23 protein-coding genes are annotated in these 21,608 nt (G+C 46.0%); 20 read left to right on the top strand and 3 right to left on the bottom strand.

Translation table 11 applies throughout. The annotated features are described in order from the left end of the window. The first annotated feature begins 53 nt into the window (after positions 1-53). From lpxC to ribD, 8 genes are all read left to right on the top strand, one after another. A complete protein-coding gene (gene lpxC, locus HMPREF1139_RS00265) occupies positions 54-938 on the top strand; it encodes a UDP-3-O-acyl-N-acetylglucosamine deacetylase (protein ID WP_009649305.1) in 885 nt (294 codons plus the stop codon). A 65-nt stretch (positions 939-1,003) separates the two neighbouring features. Then, a complete protein-coding gene (locus tag HMPREF1139_RS00260; protein ID WP_009649317.1) occupies positions 1,004-1,381 on the top strand; it encodes a glycoprotease in 378 nt (125 codons plus the stop codon). An 8-nt stretch (positions 1,382-1,389) separates the two neighbouring features. Beyond that, the gene (gene thrB / locus HMPREF1139_RS00255; RefSeq protein WP_009649357.1) at positions 1,390-2,274 is read left to right on the top strand and encodes a homoserine kinase; all 885 of its coding nucleotides are present in this window, start codon (positions 1,390-1,392) and stop codon (positions 2,272-2,274) included. Between the two features lie 260 nt (positions 2,275-2,534). Next, positions 2,535-5,246, top strand: a complete 2,712-nt coding sequence (infB, locus tag HMPREF1139_RS00245; protein WP_009649350.1) for a translation initiation factor IF-2 — start codon at positions 2,535-2,537, stop codon at positions 5,244-5,246. Continuing rightward, positions 5,243-5,608: a 30S ribosome-binding factor RbfA gene (gene rbfA, locus HMPREF1139_RS00240; protein ID WP_009649349.1), complete on the top strand. Its 366-nt coding sequence runs from the start codon at positions 5,243-5,245 to the stop codon at positions 5,606-5,608. The genes infB and rbfA overlap by 4 nt, the downstream gene beginning before the upstream one ends. Continuing rightward, the gene (rimP, locus tag HMPREF1139_RS00235; protein WP_009649290.1) at positions 5,601-6,017 is read left to right on the top strand and encodes a ribosome maturation factor RimP; all 417 of its coding nucleotides are present in this window, start codon (positions 5,601-5,603) and stop codon (positions 6,015-6,017) included. Before rbfA ends, rimP begins: the two co-directional genes overlap by 8 nt. Beyond that, positions 6,017-7,669 carry a formate--tetrahydrofolate ligase gene (locus tag HMPREF1139_RS00230; RefSeq protein WP_009649296.1) on the top strand — a complete coding sequence of 551 codons (1,653 nt, stop codon included), beginning with the start codon at positions 6,017-6,019 and terminating at the stop codon, positions 7,667-7,669. The genes rimP and HMPREF1139_RS00230 overlap by 1 nt, the downstream gene beginning before the upstream one ends. A 24-nt stretch (positions 7,670-7,693) precedes the next feature. Then, on the top strand, positions 7,694-8,824 hold the full coding sequence (ribD, locus tag HMPREF1139_RS00225) for a bifunctional diaminohydroxyphosphoribosylaminopyrimidine deaminase/5-amino-6-(5-phosphoribosylamino)uracil reductase RibD (RefSeq protein ID WP_009649274.1): 1,131 nt from the start codon (positions 7,694-7,696) through the stop codon (positions 8,822-8,824). 16 nt (positions 8,825-8,840) lie between these two features. Here the strand turns inward: ribD and HMPREF1139_RS00220 are convergent, their stop codons facing one another. The 3 genes from HMPREF1139_RS00220 to mqnF form a co-directional block, all read right to left on the bottom strand. Further along, positions 8,841-9,659 carry a DUF2314 domain-containing protein gene (locus HMPREF1139_RS00220; protein WP_009649277.1) on the bottom strand — a complete coding sequence of 273 codons (819 nt, stop codon included), beginning with the start codon at positions 9,657-9,659 and terminating at the stop codon, positions 8,841-8,843. A 116-nt stretch (positions 9,660-9,775) separates the two neighbouring features. Continuing rightward, positions 9,776-10,639: a signal peptide peptidase SppA gene (gene sppA / locus HMPREF1139_RS00215; RefSeq protein ID WP_009649322.1), complete on the bottom strand. Its 864-nt coding sequence runs from the start codon at positions 10,637-10,639 to the stop codon at positions 9,776-9,778. Beyond that, complete coding sequence (gene mqnF, locus HMPREF1139_RS00210) at positions 10,627-11,841, bottom strand: aminofutalosine deaminase family hydrolase (RefSeq protein ID WP_009649301.1); 1,215 nt, start codon at positions 11,839-11,841, stop codon at positions 10,627-10,629. Before mqnF ends, sppA begins: the two co-directional genes overlap by 13 nt. An 87-nt stretch (positions 11,842-11,928) precedes the next feature. Here mqnF and aroQ point away from each other — a divergent pair, with 87 nt between their 5' ends. From aroQ to HMPREF1139_RS00150, 12 genes are all read left to right on the top strand, one after another. Beyond that, positions 11,929-12,408 carry a type II 3-dehydroquinate dehydratase gene (gene aroQ / locus HMPREF1139_RS00205; protein WP_009649297.1) on the top strand — a complete coding sequence of 160 codons (480 nt, stop codon included), beginning with the start codon at positions 11,929-11,931 and terminating at the stop codon, positions 12,406-12,408. Next, on the top strand, positions 12,405-13,430 hold the full coding sequence (locus HMPREF1139_RS00200; RefSeq protein ID WP_009649298.1) for a M24 family metallopeptidase: 1,026 nt from the start codon (positions 12,405-12,407) through the stop codon (positions 13,428-13,430). Before aroQ ends, HMPREF1139_RS00200 begins: the two co-directional genes overlap by 4 nt. Beyond that, positions 13,427-13,903 carry a 2-amino-4-hydroxy-6-hydroxymethyldihydropteridine diphosphokinase gene (gene folK / locus HMPREF1139_RS00195; protein ID WP_009649361.1) on the top strand — a complete coding sequence of 159 codons (477 nt, stop codon included), beginning with the start codon at positions 13,427-13,429 and terminating at the stop codon, positions 13,901-13,903. Before HMPREF1139_RS00200 ends, folK begins: the two co-directional genes overlap by 4 nt. Before the next feature lie 9 nt (positions 13,904-13,912). Beyond that, positions 13,913-15,289: a flagellar biosynthesis protein FlhF gene (gene flhF / locus HMPREF1139_RS00190; protein WP_009649291.1), complete on the top strand. Its 1,377-nt coding sequence runs from the start codon at positions 13,913-13,915 to the stop codon at positions 15,287-15,289. Continuing rightward, complete coding sequence (locus HMPREF1139_RS00185; RefSeq protein ID WP_009649272.1) at positions 15,282-16,151, top strand: P-loop NTPase; 870 nt, start codon at positions 15,282-15,284, stop codon at positions 16,149-16,151. Before flhF ends, HMPREF1139_RS00185 begins: the two co-directional genes overlap by 8 nt. 12 nt (positions 16,152-16,163) lie before the next feature. Beyond that, positions 16,164-16,520 carry a hypothetical protein gene (locus HMPREF1139_RS00180; RefSeq protein WP_009649280.1) on the top strand — a complete coding sequence of 119 codons (357 nt, stop codon included), beginning with the start codon at positions 16,164-16,166 and terminating at the stop codon, positions 16,518-16,520. Then, a complete protein-coding gene (locus tag HMPREF1139_RS00175) occupies positions 16,492-17,196 on the top strand; it encodes an RNA polymerase sigma factor FliA (protein WP_009649285.1) in 705 nt (234 codons plus the stop codon). The genes HMPREF1139_RS00180 and HMPREF1139_RS00175 overlap by 29 nt, the downstream gene beginning before the upstream one ends. Then, a complete protein-coding gene (fliM, locus tag HMPREF1139_RS00170; RefSeq protein ID WP_009649303.1) occupies positions 17,196-18,296 on the top strand; it encodes a flagellar motor switch protein FliM in 1,101 nt (366 codons plus the stop codon). The genes HMPREF1139_RS00175 and fliM overlap by 1 nt, the downstream gene beginning before the upstream one ends. Next, on the top strand, positions 18,286-19,146 hold the full coding sequence (gene fliY, locus HMPREF1139_RS00165; protein ID WP_009649316.1) for a flagellar motor switch protein FliY: 861 nt from the start codon (positions 18,286-18,288) through the stop codon (positions 19,144-19,146). The genes fliM and fliY overlap by 11 nt, the downstream gene beginning before the upstream one ends. Before the next feature lie 7 nt (positions 19,147-19,153). Beyond that, positions 19,154-19,747 (top strand): TIGR00730 family Rossman fold protein, encoded by a 594-nt coding sequence (locus tag HMPREF1139_RS00160; RefSeq protein ID WP_009649281.1) that lies wholly within the window; start codon positions 19,154-19,156, stop codon positions 19,745-19,747. Between the two features lie 50 nt (positions 19,748-19,797). Beyond that, positions 19,798-20,817 (top strand): tRNA 2-thiouridine(34) synthase MnmA, encoded by a 1,020-nt coding sequence (gene mnmA / locus HMPREF1139_RS00155; protein WP_009649330.1) that lies wholly within the window; start codon positions 19,798-19,800, stop codon positions 20,815-20,817. A gap of 99 nt (positions 20,818-20,916) precedes the next feature. Further along, entirely contained in the window at positions 20,917-21,504 is a 588-nt protein-coding gene (locus HMPREF1139_RS00150; RefSeq protein ID WP_009649344.1) for an outer membrane beta-barrel protein, read from the top strand. Positions 21,505-21,608: the final 104 nt, after the last annotated feature.

The raw sequence follows: 21,608 nt of genomic DNA, 5'->3' as shown, positions 1-21,608 counted from the left end.
AAAATCGCTTTAAAGTGCTATCATTGCGCAATAAAATTTAAGAAGGAAATCCGTTGAAACAAACTACTATCGCAAGACGAGTCGAGACCGTCGGCATCGGACTTCATAAGGGCGAGCCGATACGTTTAGTGCTTGAGCCACTTGATGCAAATATGGGTATAGTTTTTCATCGCACCGATATAGGAGCTAGTTTTAAGGCTGAGCCGGCAAACGTCGTAAATACGCAAATGGCGACTGTGATAGGCAATGAAAAGGGTTTTATAAGCACGGTCGAGCATCTTTTGAGTGCGATAAACGGATACGGCATAGATAATATCAGAATTTTAGTCGATGCAAACGAAATTCCAGTAATGGACGGCAGTGCCATAAGCTTTTGTATGTTGCTTGACGAGGCTGGTGTAAAGCAACTTGACGAGGGTAAAAAAGTGATCTTGGTGCGTAAGGAAGTCGAGGTCGCGGAAGGCTCGAAATTCGTGCGAACCGTTCCATCTAGAAATCCAAAATTCGACTATACGATAAAATTTAATCACCCTGTGATCGGCGAGCAAAGATACGTTTTTGAATTTAGCAAAAGCCGCTACGTAAAAGAGATAGCGCGCGCTAGGACGTTTGGATTTTTAAAAGATTTGCAACGCCTCCAAGCTCAAAATTTAGCACTTGGTGCATCGCTTGACAATGCCGTTGCGATCGATGATACGCATATCTTAAATCCTGAAGGTCTTAGGTTTGAAAACGAATTCGTAAGGCATAAAATTTTAGACGCAGTGGGCGATCTAAGTTTGCTTGGTGCGCCCCTTTTGGGCGATTATATCGCATTTGCAGGAAGCCACGATCTAAACCATAAGCTGACATTGGCAGTCTTGGCCGATGAGAAAAACTACGAGATCGCAACACTTAGCGGTGAATTGCTTAAAGATTACCAAAAGGTCTTTGCATAAAAAATATCGAAATTCTCGTAGTTTCGCCATCTTCTCCTTTACTTGTCGGGCTGTATGAAAACGGAGTGAAATTCGGTGAAATTTGCGAGCAAGAGCACGTTAGCGAAGCACTCATAAGCATACTTGAAAATTTAAATCAAAAATATAACATCGAAAAAATCATATACGCAAACACGCCCGGAAGCTTCATGGGACTAAAGGTTGCTTATGTTATTTTAAAGACCTTTTGTATGGTGAAAGAGTGCGAATTTTACGCTATAAGCGGCTTTGAGCTAAACGATGGCGGACCGATCAGAGCCAATAAAATTTTAAGCTTCGTCAAACGAAATAACGAGATCACACTGGAAAAAATCGAGCCCAAAGGCTTTTGTCTGCCCCAAAATTTAGATAATTTAAAACTAAAAAAAGATACACTTCCAGATTATATCATCCAAGCGGTTTAGGAGAATTTTTGAACATTATAGTTCCCGCAACTAGCGCAAATCTTGGGCCGGGTTTTGACGCTCTTGGTTTAAGTTTGAAGCTTTATAACGAAGTAAGCATACAGCCGTCGAAATTTAGCTCTGTTTCGATCAACGGCGAAGGAAGCCAAAATCCAAATTTAAAGCGAAACAACCTTTTTATAAGTATTTTTAATGAAATTTTTTCAGAGCTAACGGGCAAAAATGAAAATTTTCGTATCGTTTTTGACAACAAAATCCCCTTTTCACGCGGACTAGGAAGCAGCTCCGCCGTGATAATAAGCGCGATAGCCAGCGCTTATGCGATGGCCGGATTTAAGGTGCAAAAGAGCGTGATCTTAAACAAGGCTTTGATCTATGAAAATCACCCTGACAACATCTCGCCCGCCGTTCTTGGCGGCTTTATAAGCGCAGTGGTGCAAAACGGCGCGATCTACGCAAATAAAATTTTACTGGATGAGAGCATAAAAGCCGTGGTCGTCATCCCGGATAAGCCGATGAGCACGTCATCTTCTCGTCAAATTTTACCTAAAAATTACACTATGAAAGAGTGCGTGAATAACCTCTCTCACGCTGCATTTTTGACATCGTGTTTTTGCGAGAAAAGATACGATCTGCTAAAGATCGCATGCCAGGATATGATACACGAGGAGCGCAGGATGAAGGCGCTTGACGCGCTTTTTGACGTGAGGAGGACAGCTTATGACAATGGGGCTTTGATGAGCTCTCTTTCTGGGTCTGGCTCAAGCTTTTTAAATATCGCCTATGCGGATGACGCACAAAATTTAAAGCGCGTGCTGGAGGCTAAATTTAGCGATTTTGCCGTTCATATTTTTTCGTTTGACAACGACGGTTTTGTGATGACGCAAAGCTAAAAACAAGTAAGAAAAAGATATAATGCATAAAAACAATCCCATAAGAACGTGTGTTTCGTGTAAGCTCAAAGCGCCTCAGCCGATTTTAAAGAGATATCGCGTGGTCGGATCCGTCTTAGAATACGGCAAAGGCGAAGGGCGCAGTTTTTACCTGTGCGAGGAGTGTTTGCAAAAAGATGAAAAAGTGTTAAAAAAAATAATTGACAAATACATAAAGGGCGTTAGCTTAGAGGTGTCAAATTTAAAGGAGAAACTCTTAAATGAGCAATGTTAGGATTTCAGAGATAGCAAACGAGCTTGGCTATCCGAGCAAAGAGATAGTCGAAAAGGCTCAAGAGCTGGGGCTTAAGGTAAAAACACATTCAAACGCCGTGAGTTTGGAGGAGGCCGAGGCGATATACGAATACGTCCAAAGCGGCGTGATCCCGGAGAAATTTAAAAAAGAAAAACCAAAAGTCAAGCCTAAAAAAGAACTAAAAGAGCCGAGCGAAAAAGAGACCGGCAAAAAGCAGACGAAAGAAAAAGAGGAAAAATCTGCAAAGGCTTCTACCACACAAAAAAAAGATACCAAATCGCATAAAGCCGATGAAGCTAAAGCCAAAAAAGATCAAGAGAGCGTAAAAAAACAAAAGATCGAGACACAGCCTAAGCAAGAGCAAATAAAGCAAGAGCCGCAGCCAAAAGAGGCGGAATCCAAACCCGAAATAAAAGATGAAATTTCAGAGCCTCAAAGGCCAAAAGAGAGCCTGGCCGATGTCAGCCAAAGGCGCCGCGGCCTGGTGATCGTAAAGAAGAAAAAAGAATTCGAGCCCGCGCCTATCAAACGAGATGAAAATAGGGCTAAAAATACAGAAGCCATAGAGATAAACAGCCTTAAAAATATGTTTGCAAGCTCGGATGAAAATTTAGCCCGTAAGAAAAAGAAAGACAAAAAGCCGGTCGTCGCGACCAAAAAAGACAGCGCGCAAAAGATGGATCTGCTTGGCTCGAGCGACTTTGGCGATATCGTGATAGAAGACGAAGACGTCGTAGTTTTACCTGATTTTAGCTTCAAGACCCCGACGCCTCAGCCGATGCAAAAGACAAAACAGCCAAACGTGTTAAAGCCGACGATAAACAATACGATAAATCCTTTCGGCGAGGGCGGCATACAGCGCCGCGCTAGGAAAAAACATAAAAAGCCTGAAAATAAGCAAAATAGCGAAGCCGTGACGTCTATCAACATCCCAAAAGAGATACGCGTTTATGAATTCGCCGAGAAGCTGAACAAGCAGCCAAGCGAGATCATCGGCAAGCTATTCATGCTTGGCATGATGACTACCAAAAACGACTTTTTAGACGAGGATGCGATCGAAATTTTAGCCGATGAGTTCAATGTCGAGGTAAACATCATCGACGATCAAAAAGAATTCGACTATGTAGCAGCCTACGAAGAAGAGGTGCGCGATGATGAAAATTTGCTCCCTCGCGCACCGGTGATTACGATCATGGGTCACGTCGATCACGGCAAGACCTCACTTCTTGATTATATCCGTAAATCACGCGTAGCAGCAGGTGAGGCCGGCGGCATCACTCAGCACGTGGGCGCATATATGGTAAATAAAAACGGCAAAAATATCACCTTTATCGACACCCCGGGCCACGAAGCCTTTACTGCGATGAGAGCGCGAGGTGCCGGAGTGACTGACATAGTCATCATCGTAGTCGCGGCTGATGATGGTGTCAAGCCTCAGACCAAAGAGGCTGTAAATCACGCGAAAGCAGCCGGTGTGCCTATCATCATCGCCATAAATAAAATGGATAAAGAGGCGGCAAATCCCGATCTTGTAAAAACCGGACTTGCCGAGCTTGATATAATGCCGACGGAATGGGGTGGCAAGTATGAATTCGTGCCGATATCCGCAAAAACCGGTATGGGTATAGACGATCTGCTTGAGATAGTGCTTTTACAAGCTGAAATTTTGGAGCTCAAGGCAAATCCAAAGGCCAGTGCAAAAGCCAGCGTCATCGAAAGCTCGCTTCAAAAAGGACGCGGTCCGGTAGCCACCATAATCGTAGAAAATGGAACGCTAAGAGTCGGTGACACCGTCGTAGCTGGCGTAGCATACGGAAAGATAAGAAGCCTGCTTGATGATCAAGGAAGGCCGCTACAAGAGATAAAGCCCGGTGAGTGTGGCGTCATCGTGGGACTTAGCGAGATAGCTGAAGCCGGAGAGACTCTAATAGGCGTAAAAACCGACAAAGAAGCTCGCGAATACGCCCAAAAGAAAGCCGAATACTTACGACAAAAAGAGCTTAGCAAATCGACTAAAGTCAGCCTGGACGAGCTTAGTGCGAAGATCGCCGAGGGCGAGCTAAAGACTCTTCCAGTCATCGTAAAAGCCGATGTGGGCGGCTCTCTTGAAGCGTTGAAGGCCAGCCTGGAAAAACTAGCAAACGAGGAGATAAAGGTCGATATCATCCACTCCGGCGTTGGCGGCATCACGCAAAGCGATGTGGCTTTAGCGAGTGCCAGCAAAGACTGTGTGATACTAGGCTTTAATATCCGTCCGACAGGCGAGATCAAAGAAAAGGCCAAGGAAAGCGGCGTCGAGATAAAAACTTATAACGTTATTTATAATCTCATCGACGATGTAAAAGCTCTGCTTGGAGGCTTGATGTCGCCGATAATCAGAGAGGAACAACTAGGTCAAGCGCAGGTACGTCAAGTCATAAACGTACCAAAAATAGGAGCTATCGCAGGATGTTTGGTGACCGAGGGCACTATAAATCGCGGAGCGAAGATCCGCTTGATCCGCGACGGCGTAGTCGTTTACGAGGGCATGGTGGGCTCGCTCAAACGCTTTAAAGACGATGTCAAAGAGGTCGCAAAAGGCTATGAGTGCGGCGTAGGCATCGAGGGCTGCAACGATATCCGCGAAAATGACTATATCGAGAGCTTCAAAGAGATAGAGGAACAAGCCAAACTATGAACGCGGCCGAGATAAAACGCATGCGCACCGAAAGTGTACTAAAAGAGCTGATCCCGGAGGCTTTGGCTACGCTTGAGGATGGCTTTTTAAAAGGTCTTTGCGTGACTGACGTAGAGTGCAAAAAGGGCAGATACGATGCCTTTGTTTATCTTGATAAGACGCCGTTTGACGAGAGAGAGCAGGAGTATATCTTAGCTCATCTAAAGCGCGTCACTAGGCATTTGCAAAACCACTGCATGGCGGCCGAGGGCTGGTATCGCTGTCCGAATTTTCACTTTAAATTCGACGATAGGCTGGAGTATCAAAATCATATGGACAAGCTTTTTGATAAAATTTCAAAGGACTTAGATAAAAATGGATAACCTAAACGAGCTCGTAAAAGAGTGCGGAGTCGAGCTTTACGACACCGAGATAGCAAATGAAAACGGCCGAGCGATATATAGAATTTACATCACGAAAAATGGCGGCGTGAGTCTTGATGATTGCGAAAAGGTCAGTCGTTTGCTTTCGCCTATTTTTGACGTAGAGCCGCCTATTTCAGGGGATTATAACCTTGAGGTCAGCTCTCCAGGACTTGAGCGAAAGCTAAGTGAGGCGAGGCATTTCAAGGCTAGCCTGGGCGAGCTAGTAAAAGTTCAAACTGCCGAGGCGAAATTTGCAGGTAGGCTCGTGAAAGCCGATGATGAGAGTATCGCACTTGAAAACGATGAGGGCGTGTTTGAGATAAAGATCGGCGATATAAAAAAAGCAAAAACATATCTGGAGTGGTAATGCTAAGCGACATCGAAATAACCCATCTTGCCAAACTTGATCATATCTCGAAAATAGGCGCCAAGCTAGGACTTAGCGAAGATGATATGGAGCTTTACGGTAAATTTAAGGCTAAGATCGAGCCAAGACTTGAGGGGTCAAATTCCAAGCTCATCTTGGTGACGGCGACTAGCCCGACTCCTTTTGGCGAGGGCAAGACTACGATGTCGATAGGCCTAGCCGATGCACTAAATCGCCTTGATAAAAAGGTCTGTTTGGCACTTCGCGAGCCATCTTTGGGACCGGTTTTTGGCATAAAAGGAGGTGCAGCCGGTGGCGGGTATTCACAGCTTGCACCCATGGAGGATCTAAATTTACATTTTACGGGCGATTTTCACGCGATAACCTCTGCAAACAACCTGATCTCGGCCATGATAGATAATAGCCTCTATCAAGAAAACCCCCTGAATATTGATAAAATTTTATGGAAGCGCTGTATGGATATGAACGACCGCGCGCTTAGATTCATCACCGTGGGGCAAGGCGGGAAGGCTGACGGCGTAGAGCGTGAGGATGGCTTTAACATTACTGCCGCAAGCGAGATAATGGCGATACTTTGCCTAGCTACCAGCCTCGCTGATCTAAAAGAGCGCATCGCAAACATAATGGTAGCTTACGATGATCGTGGCGAGCCTATCTACGTGCGCGATCTAGGCTGTGAGGACGCGGTCTGCATACTTTTAAAAGATGCGATGAAGCCGAATTTATTTCAAACCATCGAACACACGCCGACTCTCGTCCATGGCGGCCCGTTTGCAAACATCGCGCACGGTTGCAACTCTATCATAGCCACGAAAACGGCTCTAAATTTAGCTGATTTCGTCATCACGGAGGCTGGCTTTGGCTCGGAGCTAGGAGCCGAGAAATTTATCGATATAAAGTGCAGAGTCGCGGGCATAGCACCGGATGCGGTGGTCTTGGTGAGCACCATCAGGTCGCTCAAATATAACGGCGGCGCCGATAAAGAGAGCATAACAAAGCCAAATATGAGCGCACTTGAAGTAGGCATCGCAAATTTAGGCGGTCATATCGAAAATTTAAAGCAAAAATTCGGACTAAACGTAGTCGTAGCGCTGAATAAATTCGGCTTTGACGAGGATAGCGAGATAGATTTCGTCAGGGATTATTGCGCGAAATTTGGTGTCAAAATGGCGGTTTGTGAAAATTTCGTAAAAGGCGGCGAGGGTGCGCTCGAGCTTGCAAATTTCGTGCTTGAAGAGCTAAAAAAGCCAAACGATATGAAATTTGCCTATGAGACTAGCGATGATACGAAAAGCAAAATCACCAAGATCGCTACTGAAATTTACGGAGCTGGCGAGGTCGTTTTCGAGGAAGCGGCGCAAAAAGCCCTTGAAAAGATCAAAAAGCTGGGGCTTGAAAAATCACCGGTTTGCATCGCAAAGACGCAGTATTCCTTTAGCGACGACGCGAAGCTTTTGGGGCGCGTAAAGGGCTTTAAATTTAGCGTCAAAGACTTGCAGATACGCACAGGAGCTGGATTTATCGTGGCAGTTTGCGGTAAGATAATGCTGATGCCAGGCCTTCCAAAAACGCCAAGCGCGCTAAATATGCACATAGATACCAAAACAGGCGAGATAAGCGGGCTGGCTTAAGATCAAAGCGCCAAAAGAGGCCTTATGAACGATGAATTTTATATGCAGCTAGCCTTGAATAAGGCTTGGGAATTTCAAATCCTAACCTATCCAAATCCTGCCGTGGGCTGCGTGATAACGGATCGTAACGGCAAAATTTTATCCTGCGAGGCGCACAAAAAGGCGGGCTGTCTTCATGCCGAGCCGATGGCCGTATTTTTCGCATTGTGCGCTTTAAGCGACGAGTTTTTAGCTAGATTTTTAGACGCATACGGCGCAAAATTCTCTCAAAATTTTAACGGACTAGACGAGCTAAAAAGCGCCGAGCTAGAGCCAAATTTCACATACGAATTCATCCTCGCACATCATGCGAACCTGCTAAAAGACGCAAAAGCCTATGTAACATTAGAGCCTTGCTCTCATCACGGCAGGACTCCGCCTTGCGCCGAGCTTTTAAAACGGCTGAATTTCAGCGAGGTCGTCATCGGTGCGCGCGATGAGAACGAAATAGCAAGCGGAGGGGCTAAAATTTTAAAAGATAGCGGCGTGTGCGTGAGATTTGACGTTTTAAAGGACAAGGCGCTTGAGCTTATCGCGCCGTTTCGAGCCTGGCAGGATGGAAATTTCAGCTTTTTAAAGATCGCTCTGAGTGCAAACGGCGTAGCAAACGGCGGAGTGATCTCGGGCGAGCAAAGCAGGACTCACGTCCATAAGCTACGAAACGCGATAGACCTACTCGTTATCGGTGGAAACACGGTGCGAACGGACCGCCCGAGGCTCGATACGAGACTGATAAATGGCGGCAAGAGCCCGAACGTTCTCATCTTTTCAAGGCGGCAAAAATTTGATGAGAGTATACCGCTTTTTAAAGTGCCCGGTCGCGATGTGAAAATTTCAGACTCGCTATGTATCGACGCGAAGCTCGTGATGTATGAGGGCGCGCAGTACTTTTTAAATATGGCGGCCAAGCGCGAGATACCGAATTTAAAATGGCTCTTGATATATCAAAGTCCAAATTTCAAAGATGGTGAAAATCTAAAAATAGGGCTGAATTTAAGGCCGATCTTTCGTGGAAGTTTCGGCGATGACAGCTACATGTGGTGCGAGATACTCGCAGATACGAGCAAAAAGGCTAAATTTAGCGTCCAATCTAGCGCGAATTTATGCGAGCCATAACGCCGGTCGCTTGTTTTTAGCCTTGCTTTAGCTCTTTTACGATGTGCTCCCAGCCCATTATGCTGGCAAATTCCAAAGCCGTTTTGCCATCGTCGGTCTGTGCGTTTTTGTCGGCGAAATTTTGGAGTAAAATTTTGATCGTCGTGAGATTGCCTGCTATCGCCTCTTTGTGAAGCAGCGTGTAGCCGTTCTCGTCAGCCAGGCTGGCTTCGCGTGAGTTTTCTTTTATAAATTTTTCAAATTTATCTTTGCCGTTTATGCTCATAGGATGTTCGATCAGATTTTGAGGATGCTCCTTTTGCCCGACGACCACCAAAATATCGTCAAAGTCGCCAAAATTAACGCCCCAAGCCTCATCGTGCCGCACTCTTTGCTGTTCGCTCATTTTTGAGCGCATGGCCTGCACGCCAAAAGCTCCAAAGCTCTTGCTCTCGCTTACGAATATCCAGTCGCTCACCTCATCTAGCGGCGCCTCGATCTCGTCGCCTTTTTTGATGTTCGTAAGCGTATCCGGCTCATTTACGAGCCTGCCGTAAATTTTCTCTCCGTCAAATTCCACGTCATCTACCCACATGTATTCGACCTCGCGCCCGTCATCTTGCGAAAACGGCAGCTTTACCATCGCCATATCAAGTGCGGGCACTATGCGGCGCCTGTCCCAGTAGAGCTCGCGCCAAAAGTATTTAAACGTCTGCCTGGCCTTTTTGGCGGCCTCTCTCATCGCTGCGTCTTGGCTGTCCGCGTAAAAAGTCTCTTGCTCGTTATCTCGTGCAGGATTGATCTCGCTAGCCTCATCGCCTTTCATCTTGGCTAAAATTTTAGCAAATATCCCCATTTTCAGTCCTTTTTGAAATTCTTTGGCTTGATACGTTCGCTAGAAATGCTTCACGAATTTTGCTCTTGGTGACGCGGACACGCTCAGCGCCTATGCGGAGCGGGGTAACTCTTATTTTATCTTACCTGCGCGCTAAAAAAGGCGTTAAAAAGCGAATTTATGCCTTGATGCGTAAATTTTTCCATCAGCTTTTCGATCTGCGGTTTTTCTTGCCAGACGGGCTCGTCTACGCCGCTCATCGCCTCAAGTTCGCTCTTTGCGTCAAAATATCCGCACACGCCGTCTATGAGTCCCATTTTTAGTGCGTCGTCAGCTAAAAATACCCTCGCATTTGCCCACTCGTCCTTTTTATCAAGGCTTAAATTTCGCGCCTGTGCCACGTCTTTTGTAAAGAGCTCATACGCGCCGTCTACTAAATTTTGCAGGCTTGCGCGCTCCTCTTTGCTCCATTGCCTAGTAAATGTGCCCGCCTCCTTGAACTCTCCGGCCTTTACGACCTGCTCGCTGACGCCGATTTTGTGCGCTAGTTCGGCTATGTTTGGCGCTTGCATGATGACTCCGATCGAGCCTATGAAAGAGCCCGGGTTTGCCAAAATTTTATCCGCATTCACGCCTGCGTAGTAGCTGCCACTAGCCATGCTGCCACCCGCATACGCTAGCACCTTTTTGCTCTCTTTTAGCCTTTTTACCTGCGTGGCTATCTCTACGCTAGGGCTTAGCGCACCGCCTGGACTATCGATGTAAAGCAGCACTCCTTTTATATTTTGATCGTTTCTGAGCTCTTCTAGCTTGTTTAAAATTTCATCCGTGTCAAATAGCGCACCTTTTATGTCTATCCGCGCTAAATTTGGCTGCTTTATGTCGCCGCTTGGTGCAAAGAGTAGGATCAAGATCAGCAAAAATACGAGTGCTTTGAAGTTGGTGTTGATAAATTTTAAGATCACCGCCACGGGCGCGAAAATGAGCTTTAAAATTCGCAAATTTTTCCTCCTATGTAAAGTCTTTTGGCCTGTTTGGTGTGTAAGATGAGCTGCAAGATAAGCTCGCTCTCATCGCATTTTGGAGCGCTATAAACAGCGATGTCGGCTAGTTTAGCGGGCTTTAGCTCGCCGCTATTTATACCAAGCGCGTCTGCACCGCCTTTTGTGGCCGCCTTGAAAACGGTCTTGGCAAGGTGATTTAGCTCTAAATTTTGATGCGTCAAGAGCACGGCTCTTAGCTCATCCCAAAAATTTAGGCTGATATTTGAGCTAAGCCCGTCGGTACCGATATTTAGATTTACTTTAGCGCGCAAGATAGCGCCTAGATCGAGCGCTTTTTTGCCAAGTAAGCGGTTTGAGACCGCGCAGTGCGTGATAGAGTGATAGGGCTTAAATTTCGTAAAATCGCTCTCATAAACGCAATGCGTAAAAAGCGTCCTAAGCTGCGAAAATTGCGCAAAATAGCCGTCTGCGCTAAACATCGGCTTTGGCTCTTTGACAAAGCGCTTTAGATGCTCTTTAAACGCGCCCGTGCCGCTACCTAGCCAGCTTTTCTCCGCTTTGCTCTCTAAAAAATGCGTGCAGACTACCAGATCTTTCTCGCGCGCGAAATTTAGCGCCTTTATAGCAAGGTCAGGATGGATAGAGTAGGGCGAGTGAAGCGATATGGCAGGCGTGAAACGAGCGCTGGCAAATGCCTGACTGGCCTTGAATTTAGCCATGAAATTTAGCCAGTTTTGTTCTACGAATTCGCCGTTTGAGCCTAAAATTTCATTGAAAAATACGACTCTAGCGGGCGAAGCGGCTAAAATCTGCAGATCTTTGCCGAAGCTAGAGACTGCGCCCACCGTGCCGACGCCGCTTTTTAGCATAGAATTTAGGGCTTTTTGCATGATCTTTGGCGTGCATTTTTTAGCAAGCTCGCCGCCATGAGTCACGATAGAGCCAAGCCACGCTATGAAATCGCCGTATGTAAGCTCGGACGCGTTTGCGCTAAATTCCAAATGAACGTGCGTATTTACGAATGCGGGCGCGATGACGGAGTTTCTAAGCTCGCTGAATTTGGCGTTTTTGAATTTCGCTCTCAGTTCGCTTTCGCTGCCGATAGCGCGAATTTTCTCGTCAAAAGCGATGCAACGATCTTTTAAAATTTTGAAATTTTCATCGCAAACGATCAGCCATTTGGCCTTTAAAATTTCCATAAAAAACCTTGAAATTTTTCCTTATTGTAGCGAAAATTTAGGAACAAAAATGTATAATCAAACAACATTTTACAAAAAAGGAAAAGTATGGATAAGAAGCTAAAAATCATGGTCGTGCAGGGCCCTAACATCAACATGCTGGGCGTTCGCGAGCCTTCTGTATACGGTGCGATGAAGATGGAAGATATCCACGCTCAAATGAAGATCGTAGCCGATCAAAACGACATCGACATCGAGTTTTTCCAAAGCAACCTTGAAGGCGAGATCGTGGATAAGATCCAAGAGTGCCTTGGTGAAGCCGACGGCATCATCATAAACCCGGCCGCATACACGCATACTTCTATCGCTATCAGAGACGCTCTGAGCGCGGTCGCACTGCCTGTCATCGAAGTGCATATCAGCAACATACATCGCCGTGAGGAATTTCGCCATAAAAGCCTCATAGCGCCGATCGCAGCGGGTCAGATAGTAGGTTTTGGACCTGTTGGATACCATCTGGCGATGATAGGTATGCTTCAAATTTTCGAGCAGATCAAAGCCATAAGAGCAAATCAAGAAAATAAATGAATTTCATCTTAAAAGACGAGAACGCCGTATTTTTCGAGTGTGGCTACAGCTGCGACAATGAAATTTTACTCTGCGTGGACGCAGTGAAATATTTCATCACCGACGCGAGGTATTATTTCGAGGCTAAAGCCTCTGTAAATAGCGATACTGTCGTCGTTTTAGCGCAGCGATACTTGATGAGTGAGGCAAGAGTGCTTTTAAGAAAGCTAAGGCCAAAAAGCCTCGTTTTTAACCCGAACGAGCTTAGCGTGAGCGATTTTAAGGCTCTTAGCAGGGGTTTTAGTATAAATTTCAAGCCAAAGCCGAATTTCTCGCAGCTAAAGCGGATCTGCAAAAACGAGAAAGAGATCGAAATTTTAAAAGAGGCCGCGAGGCTAGGCGCGAAATGCTTCGACGAATTTGCCGCGTTCGTGCGTGAAAACGGCGAAGGCATGAGCGAAAGGGAGCTACATTTTAACGCAGGCCTCATTTTTAGGCAAAAAAACAGCCTTAATCTAAGCTTCGATCCTATCGTCGCGATAAATGAAAACGCCGCAAAGGCGCACGCCCTACCGACTGATAAAATTTTAAAAAAGGGCGATCTGCTGCTTTTAGACGCCGGAGTGAAATTCGAGCGCTACTGCTCCGATCGCACTAGGACTGCGTGCTTTGATGAAAATTTCAATTTTTCAAAAGAGCAAAATTTCAAAAATGCGAAGCGACAAGAGATCTACGAGATCGTAAAGCGCGCGCAGGCTGCCGGCATAGCGGCCGTGAAAGTGGGCGCAAAGGCCAGCGACATAGACGCTGCCGCTCGCAAAGTCATCGCAGATGCGGGCTATGCGAAGGATTTTTTCCACTCGACGGGCCATGGAGTGGGCGTAGATATCCACGAGCTGCCTTTCATCGCGGCTAAAAGCAATGAAATTTTAAAAGAAGGCATGGTCTTTAGCGTCGAGCCCGGTATTTATCTGGAAAATGAATTTGGCGTGCGTATCGAGGACGTGGTCGTCGTGCGCGAGGACGGGGCTGAGGTTTTATGAGGCTGGCGGGAGCGAGGAGGCTTGAGAGGAGTCGCTTTTGTCCCTGCTGTTTTGGTTTCGATGAAAATTTTAAATTTAGCGCTTTTGTCGGGCTTGGCGGTAATATCGGCAACAGCGCGAGGCGTTTTGACAGATTTATAAGAGCGTTATCAAACGATAGGCGGTTTCATATCGTGGAGTGCTCGCCGATACTGATAAATGCGGCGTTTGGATACGAAGCACAGGCTGATTTTAGTAACGCTGTCATAAATTTACAAACGAGCCTTGGCTCGAACGTTTTGCTTAAAATTTTGCAGCATTACGAGCGTAAATTCAAGCGCGTGCGAAGCTTTAAAAATGCGCCCAGGACGCTTGATCTGGATATTTTGTATTTTAGCGGGCCTTCAAGAAAGAGTGAGAGGCTGAGGCTTCCTCACAAGGGGGCTGGCGAGAGGCTCAGCGTGATAGTGCCGATGGGGCTTATGAGAGGTTAAAGGATATAAATGGCAACGAAATTTCATACATTTACTGGTGAGAGCACTATCGAAGCGCTGAAAAAGGCGCAAGATGCTTGCGGTGAGAAGGCGATATTAGTAACCACCAAGCAGATACAAGCAAAGACTATAAACAAAAAGCCGCTTTATGAAATTTTAGTCAGCGTCGAAGAGGACGACGTGCCTACCAAGCCAAAGCCAAATCCTAGAGCCGTGAACTACGAAAATGCCTACTCTAAATTTAACCAAAACTACGAGCCTGCCAAGCCAAAATTTGAGATAACCGAGCAGCCAAGCCAAAATTTAGCCAAAAAGCCAAAGACCGTTTCGCCCGAGCCTTATGACGAGAGCGTGCTTTTAAACATCTCAGCCGCGGCAAAAGAGATCAGCGCCATCGCAAATGTCGATATCACCGAGATAAGATCAAGCGACGAGCCGAATTTAGGCATGAATAAAAAAATAGACGACGTCGCGAAGCAGGTCAACGCCCTAAACGAAAAGCTAGGGCTAATAACCGACATGATATGGGACGAGCGCGCGCCAAATCGCAACAATCTCGCGATACCGCCGGAATTTGCCAGCATTTATAAGGCCGCAAAGAAAAGCGGCATGAAAAACGAGCATCTTGAGGCGATCATGCAGGCTACGATACAAAATTTACCCGCGTCGATGAAGTCAAATCCGACCGCCGTGAAGCGATATTTTTACTCGCTTTTGCGAAATATGCTGCCTTGCCGCAAGGAGCGAAGCGACAAAAAGCAGCGCATAATGATGCTGGTGGGGCCTACTGGTGTTGGTAAGACGACTACGCTTGCAAAGCTTGCGGCTAGATTTGCTTATGGCAACGAAAAGCGCTATAAAACAGGTATCATCACGCTTGATACATATCGTATCGGAGCGGTCGAGCAGCTCTTTCAATACGCAAAGATGATGAAGCTGCCGATCCTCGACGTGATAGAGGTCGAGGAGTTTAAAGACGCGATAAAGACGCTCAGCCACTGCGATGTGATACTAATAGACACTACTGGAAATTCTCAATACGATAAAGAAAAGCTTGATAAGCTCGATAAATTTTTAAAGCACAGCGGCGCGCAGATAGATGTGAATCTAGTGCTTTCTGCGGGCTCTAAAGTCGAGGATCTGATGGAAATTTACAACGGATTTTCATTTTTGGATATCGACACGCTCATCATCACGAAATTTGACGAGACGCGTATCTTCGGCAACGTTTTTTCGCTCATTTACGAGACGAATACGCCAGTGAGCTACTTTTGCGTAGGTCAAGAAGTGCCTGATGATCTGCTTGAAGCAAAGAGCGAATTTCTAGTCGAGTGCGTGCTTGATGGATACGATAAGGGCGCATCCGGTAAGGACGACGATGAGTAGTAACCAAGCCCAAAAACTGCAAAATTTAGTATCTGCCAGCAGCAGCCAAAAAAACACTCATTTCATCGCGATCACCAGCGGCAAAGGCGGTGTGGGCAAAAGCACGATAAGCGCGAATTTAGCCAATATCCTCTCTCAAAACGGCTATAAAGTCGGGCTACTTGATGCTGACATCGGTTTGGCGAATTTAGACGTGATACTAAACGTAAAAATGGGTAAAAACCTGCTTCACGTGCTAAAAGGCGAGTGCTCGCTAAAGGAAATTTTGATACCGGTGAATAAAAACCTGATCTTGATCCCGGGCGAAAGCGGCGATGAAATTTTAAAATTCAACAATCAATTTTTATACGAGAGGTTTTTAAGCGAAGCCGGCGAGCTTGACGAGCTTGATTTTCTCATAATAGACACGGGAGCGGGCATAGGTGGCAACACTCAGCTCTTTTTAGAAGCAGCCGACGAGATAATCGTAGTGACCGTGCCAGATCCCGCCGCTATAACCGACGCTTACGCCGTGATAAAGATAGTCTCAAGGTTTAAAAACAACGAACTCATGCTTTTAAATATGGTAAAAAACGAAGCCGAGGCGGCCAGAATTTTTGAAAATATAAAACGTGTGGCCGATACCAATATCGGCTCGAATTTAAGTCTCGAGCTGATAGGCTGTGTAGAGGCTGACAAGGGCGTAGCAAAGAGCATAAAGCAGCGCACGCTCTTTACGAACGATGCGCCGTATTCGCAGCCAAGCACGCAGATAAAGCAAATAGCGTCGAATTTGCTTTATAGGTTGGAACGGAAAGTGCTTACTGACGGGCAAAGCAGGAGCTTTGGCGGATTTTTCAAGCGCTTGATAGAACAATTTTAAAGGGAGCCACTTGTGCGAGCAGAGAATTTTATAGCATTTTTTACGGTTTGCGGCTTTTTTGTGGGTATGCTTTTTACGCTTTTAAAGGTAAACGAGCCTGTCGAAATGCTCGTTTATACGCTACTTATAACGTTTTTCTTTTATCTCATCGTTCACATCGTGATAATGAACTACGTAGACGTTCGCCGCACGATGAAGAGATTTTTCGATAAGGATAGACACGAAGAGATCGCTGATTATCTGATCTCGGAGCTCGCCATAAGGGAAAAACGCATGGAAAACATCATGCTAAAAGTAGCCGCCGCAGCCGAACAGGCCGATAAAATTTCAGGCAAAGAAAATGCACGAGCTAAAGCAAAAGCAGCTTAACGCTTATCAAAATACGATAAAAAAAGAGCAAGACGAGATAGTCTTGCAGTATATGCCCGCACTTCGTGCGATGGCCTTTAGACTAAAGGAGCGCTTGCCCTCCAGCATCGATGTGAACGATCTCATCGGTGTAGGCGTGGAGGAGATGATAAAGCTTAGCCGTAAATACGACAAGGAGCAAAACGACTCCTTTTGGGGATACGGCAAAAAGCGTATTTATGGCGCTATGCTTGATTATTTGCGCGGACTTGATATAATGAGCCGAACGAACAGGAAGCTGGTAAAGGCTATAAATTCCGCTATCGACGCTTATTTTAACGAATTTGAAGAAGAGCCTGACGATGAATATCTAGCCAAAAAGCTTGGCGAGGATATAGAAAAGATCCGCGAAGCAAGAGGCGTCAGCAGCATCATCACGGTGCTTCCGATAGACGATCAGATGGAGCTTTTTAGTCAGCATAACGTAGAGCAAAGCGTAGAAAAAGAGGATCTCATACAAAAGATAGAGGCAATACTTGAAAATTTTGATGAGCGCGATCAGATGGTCATTCAGTTATATTATTACGAAGAGCTGAATTTAAAAGAGATAAGCGAGATAATGCAGATAAGTGAGAGCAGAATTTCACAAATACATAAACGGCTTTTGGATAGATTAAGAAAGAGTTTGGGGGCTTAATGGCTGATATTTTAAGTCAAGAAGAGATAGACGCGCTGCTTGAAGTCGTCGACGAAGACGGCGATACCAGCTCGATCGAGATAGAAGAGAGCGCACCGGGCGAGCAAAAGCAGATCATTATTTATGATTTCAAGCGTCCAAATCGCGTGAGCAAAGAGCAGCTTCGCGCGATCAAAGGCATCCACGACAAGCTTGCCAGGAATTTAGCCTCACAAATTTCAAGCGTGATGAGAAGCATCGTCGAAATTCGCCTTCACAGCGTAGATCAGATGACTTACGGTGAGTTTTTGATGAGCCTTCCAAGCCCGACTAGCTTTAACGTCTTTAGTATAAAGCCGCTTGATGGCAACTGTATTTTGGAGATAAACCCCAGCATCGCCTTTCCGATGATAGATCGTCTGCTTGGCGGAACGGGTGAAAATTTCGAGACTAATCGCGAGCTGACCGACATCGAGGTAAATTTGCTCGATGCCGTGCTTAGGATGATAATGCAGCGCCTAAAAGAGAGCTGGGCTATGATAACTGACATGTATCCAAACGTCGAAGCCAAAGAGAGCTCACCAAACGTCGTTCAGATCGTCTCTCAAAATGAGATCGTGATAATGGTCGTGATGGAGATCATCGTGGGAAATTCAAGCGGGATGATAAATTTGTGCTACCCGGTCATCTATCTAGAACCCGTATTAAGCCGCCTGGCAAATCGCGATATAATGCTAGGCGAGACATCGGCTAAAAAGAGCCGAAACAAGGAGCTAAAGACGCTCATAGGACGCGCCGAGGTGCTTTATGAGGCGATTTTAGGCAAAGCCATAGTCAGCGTGAGCGAATTTTTAGATCTAAAAGAGGGTGACATCGTGCGCCTTGATAGGAGCGCAGACGATAAAGCCATCGTTTGCATCGATAAAAAAGAGGTATTTTTAGCCGAGGTCGGGCTACATAGGTTTAGAAAATCCATAAAGATCGAGCAGCTCATCCGCTCCGATAAGGACGAAATCAAAAATATCCTTGAAAAATATGAAGAGGAGCGCAAAGCCAAACTTATGGCGTATGAGCCTGACGAAAACACAAACGAAGAAGAGAGCCAAGACGATGACGAATGATTTTTTCAATTTATTTACGAACGAGCTTAAGGCCACGGTCGAAGGACTGACCGGACGCACGCCCGAAGTAGGCGAGAGGAACGACTTTGACGCCCCTACTCAAAACGGCATAAAGCCGCCTGTGGTCATGGCTAGCGTCATGCTAAGCGGCGATGTGAACGCAAAAGCCGAGATCGTCTGCACGCCGATTTTGGTAAGCGCGATCAGCGAATGGATGATGGGCGAGGAGGAAATTTCGCGAAACGAGACACTGGGAGCTGACGAGCTGGACGCCGCAAAGGAGATATTTTCAAACCTTTTAAGCGCCTTTAGCACCTCGCTTGGCGCGCAAAAAGGCATGCCAAAAATCAGCTTTGAGATAGTAAACGTAAATTTCCTAGATGAAAATTCTGCGCTTGATTTTTCGGTCTATGAAAAGCTGTTTTTATTTAGCGTCAAGATAGAGGACATAAACGAGCATATCGGCTTTGTGTGCGATCATACTTTGATGAAATTTTTTGAGCCTACGAAGGTCGGAGAGAGCGAAGGGCAAAGCGGCGATCAAGCAAAAGCGACTCACGGATCCAGGAGCGAATTTAGCGCCGAAGAGATGCGAAACATCAACCTCATAATGGACGTGCGCTTACCTATTCGCGTGCGCATTGGCTCTAAAAGGATGCTGCTAAAAGACGTGCTCAGCATGGACATAGGCTCGGTCATCGAGCTAAATCAACTGGCTAACGATCCGCTTGAAATTTTGATCGGTGACAAGGTCATCGCACTTGGCGAGGTCGTGATAATAGACGGGAATTTCGGTATCCAGATCACTCAGATAGGCTCTAAGCGCGAGCGTCTGCAGCAGCTAAAATAGGGGCAAAATGAGTAGCGATCTGATAGACGATCTGCTGAAATTTCAAAGCATCTTAAACTACAAAAACAAAAATGTTACCTTTTTTGGTTCGGCTAGATTTGACGACGATAACGCCTACTGTAAAATGGCGCACGATCTCGCGTTTAGGCTGGGCGAGCTTGGCTTTGCGGTATTGACCGGCGGCGGAGACGGCATAATGAGAGCCGCAAACAAGGGCGCATTTGAGAGCGGCAAGAGCCCCAGCATCGGGCTGAACGTGCGTTTGCCGTTTGAGCAAGCGACAAATCCTTATGTGACCGCGAAATATCTCTTTTCAAATTTAAACCCGCGTAAATTTGCACTGACTGACAGCTCGGTCGCGTTCGTCGTATTTCCGGGCGGCTTTGGCACGCTCGATGAGCTGTTTGAAATTTTAGTTTTGGCGCAGATCGGCAGCAAAAAGGTCAAAATTTACCTTGTCGGTACAAAATTTTGGCAAGGGCTAGATGAGTTTATAAAAACGACTCTAGTCACTCAAAAAACGATAAGCCAAAAAGATGTGGATCTATACAAGATCACCGATGACATCGAGCTTATAGTGAGCGAAATTTTGCATATTTAAAATTCAGATATATAATCTCCTCTTTACATTAATTTTACAAAAAGGTTTTTATGAAGATAATGGTTGCTATGAGCGGTGGCGTGGACAGCACGATGACCGCTAAAATTTTAAAAGAAGCCGGCCATGAGATAGAGGGCTGCTATATGAAGCTACATCAAAAGCCCGGCTATCACGAAGAAAACATCCGTAAGGTCAAAAAAGTCGGCGAGTATCTTGGCATAAAGGTGCATATTTTAGACCTGCAAGATAAATTCAACGAATTTGTCTACGATCCCTTCGTTAGGCTTTATAAAGAGGGCAAGACGCCAAATCCGTGCGCGCTTTGCAACCGTTTCATAAAGCTGGGCGCGCTTTTGAATTTCGCCAAGCAAAACGGCTGCGAGAAGCTTGCGACAGGGCATTACGTGCAGATAATAGACGGCTTTGTCACGATGGCGAAAGATCCGAGCAAAGATCAGAGCTATTTTTTGGCTCAGGTGCCAAAAGAGGTGCTAAAAGACGTTATTTTCCCGCTTGGAGATAAATTTAAAGCCGACATCAAGGAGCTTGCGCGTGAAGTACCCGTGCTAAACGAGTTTGCCACGCAGCCTGAGAGCAGCGAGATTTGCTTCGTAGAAGATACTTATATCGAAATTTTAAATAAGCATTACAACACGAATCTACCGGGCAATGTCGTCGATAAAAACGGCAAAGTCATCGGCCGTCATCAGGGTTATATGCATTATACGATCGGCAAGAGACGCGGCTTTGAGGTATTTGGCGCGCACGAGCCGCATTTTGTGTTAAAGATAAACGCCGATAAAAACGAGATAGTCGTTGGTAGCAAGGACGACCTGGCACAAAAGATCGTCGAGCTTGAAAATGTGAATTTGTTCATCGACGAGGACGAGTTCGAGTGCGAGACGAAGATAAGATACCGCAGCCCAAAGCTGGAGGCTAGCGTAAAGATCGATAAGCAAAATAAAACCGCCGTAGTTGCGCTATCTCAGAACGCTCTTGGCGTCGCGCAGGGGCAGCTTTGCGTGATGTATGACGGCGAGCGCGTCATCGCGAGCGGGTTTATAAAGTAAGCTCACGTTTATAAAAGCGAATTTTTCGTCAAATTTGGATTTATGGGCTATTAAAAATTTAGCGATATAGTTATGGATATTTTAAAACAAGGAGTTAAAATGAAAATTTCAAACGCGTTGTTGAAAGTCGCCGTTCTTGGCTCGCTAGCTTGCTCGTGCGCCCTCGCGCAAGGTGCGTTCGTAGGCGGCAGTGTAGGTTATAACTTCAAATCCGGCAACGAGCTTAAGGATGACGGCATAAAATTTAAAGACTCGTCTATCCCGCTTGGAATCCAAGGCGGTTATGACTTTGGCGATTACAGAGTTTACGGAGAATACGTCTACGGCACTAAAGCTAAGGCTCACAAAACGGTAGGCGACGTGAAAGCCGATCTTAAATGGAAAACTCATAAATTTTTAGTCGGTGCTGACTACACACCTCAGATCGCACAAAATTTGAGATTTTTAGTCGGCGCATATACCGGCTTTACGTATCTTGACTATAAACTAGGCACAGTCGGCCCTGGCGAAAGGGTGCATATATCTGACAACTCCACTGACTGGACTATCGGTGGCAGAGTGGGCGGCCTTTATAGCTTTGACGAGCACAACGAGGTCGAGCTTGGCTTGAGATACGACAGAACGAAATTTGACGAGGGTAAATTCAACAGCTACGGCCTATACGCCGCATATAACTACAAATTCTAAATTAAAGTCGGGGCTCTCCCGACTTTAATCAAAGACTCTTTTTGTAAAAATTTTTACTGACGCGAAGTCAAATCTTATGAAGCGACACTATTGCCGCCGATTTT

Source organism: Campylobacter sp. FOBRC14, from assembly GCF_000287855.1.
Classification (GTDB): Bacteria; Campylobacterota; Campylobacteria; order Campylobacterales; family Campylobacteraceae; genus Campylobacter_A; species Campylobacter_A curvus.
Note: the sequence above shows the minus strand (reverse complement) of the source record. Positions and strands in the feature narration are given on the sequence as shown.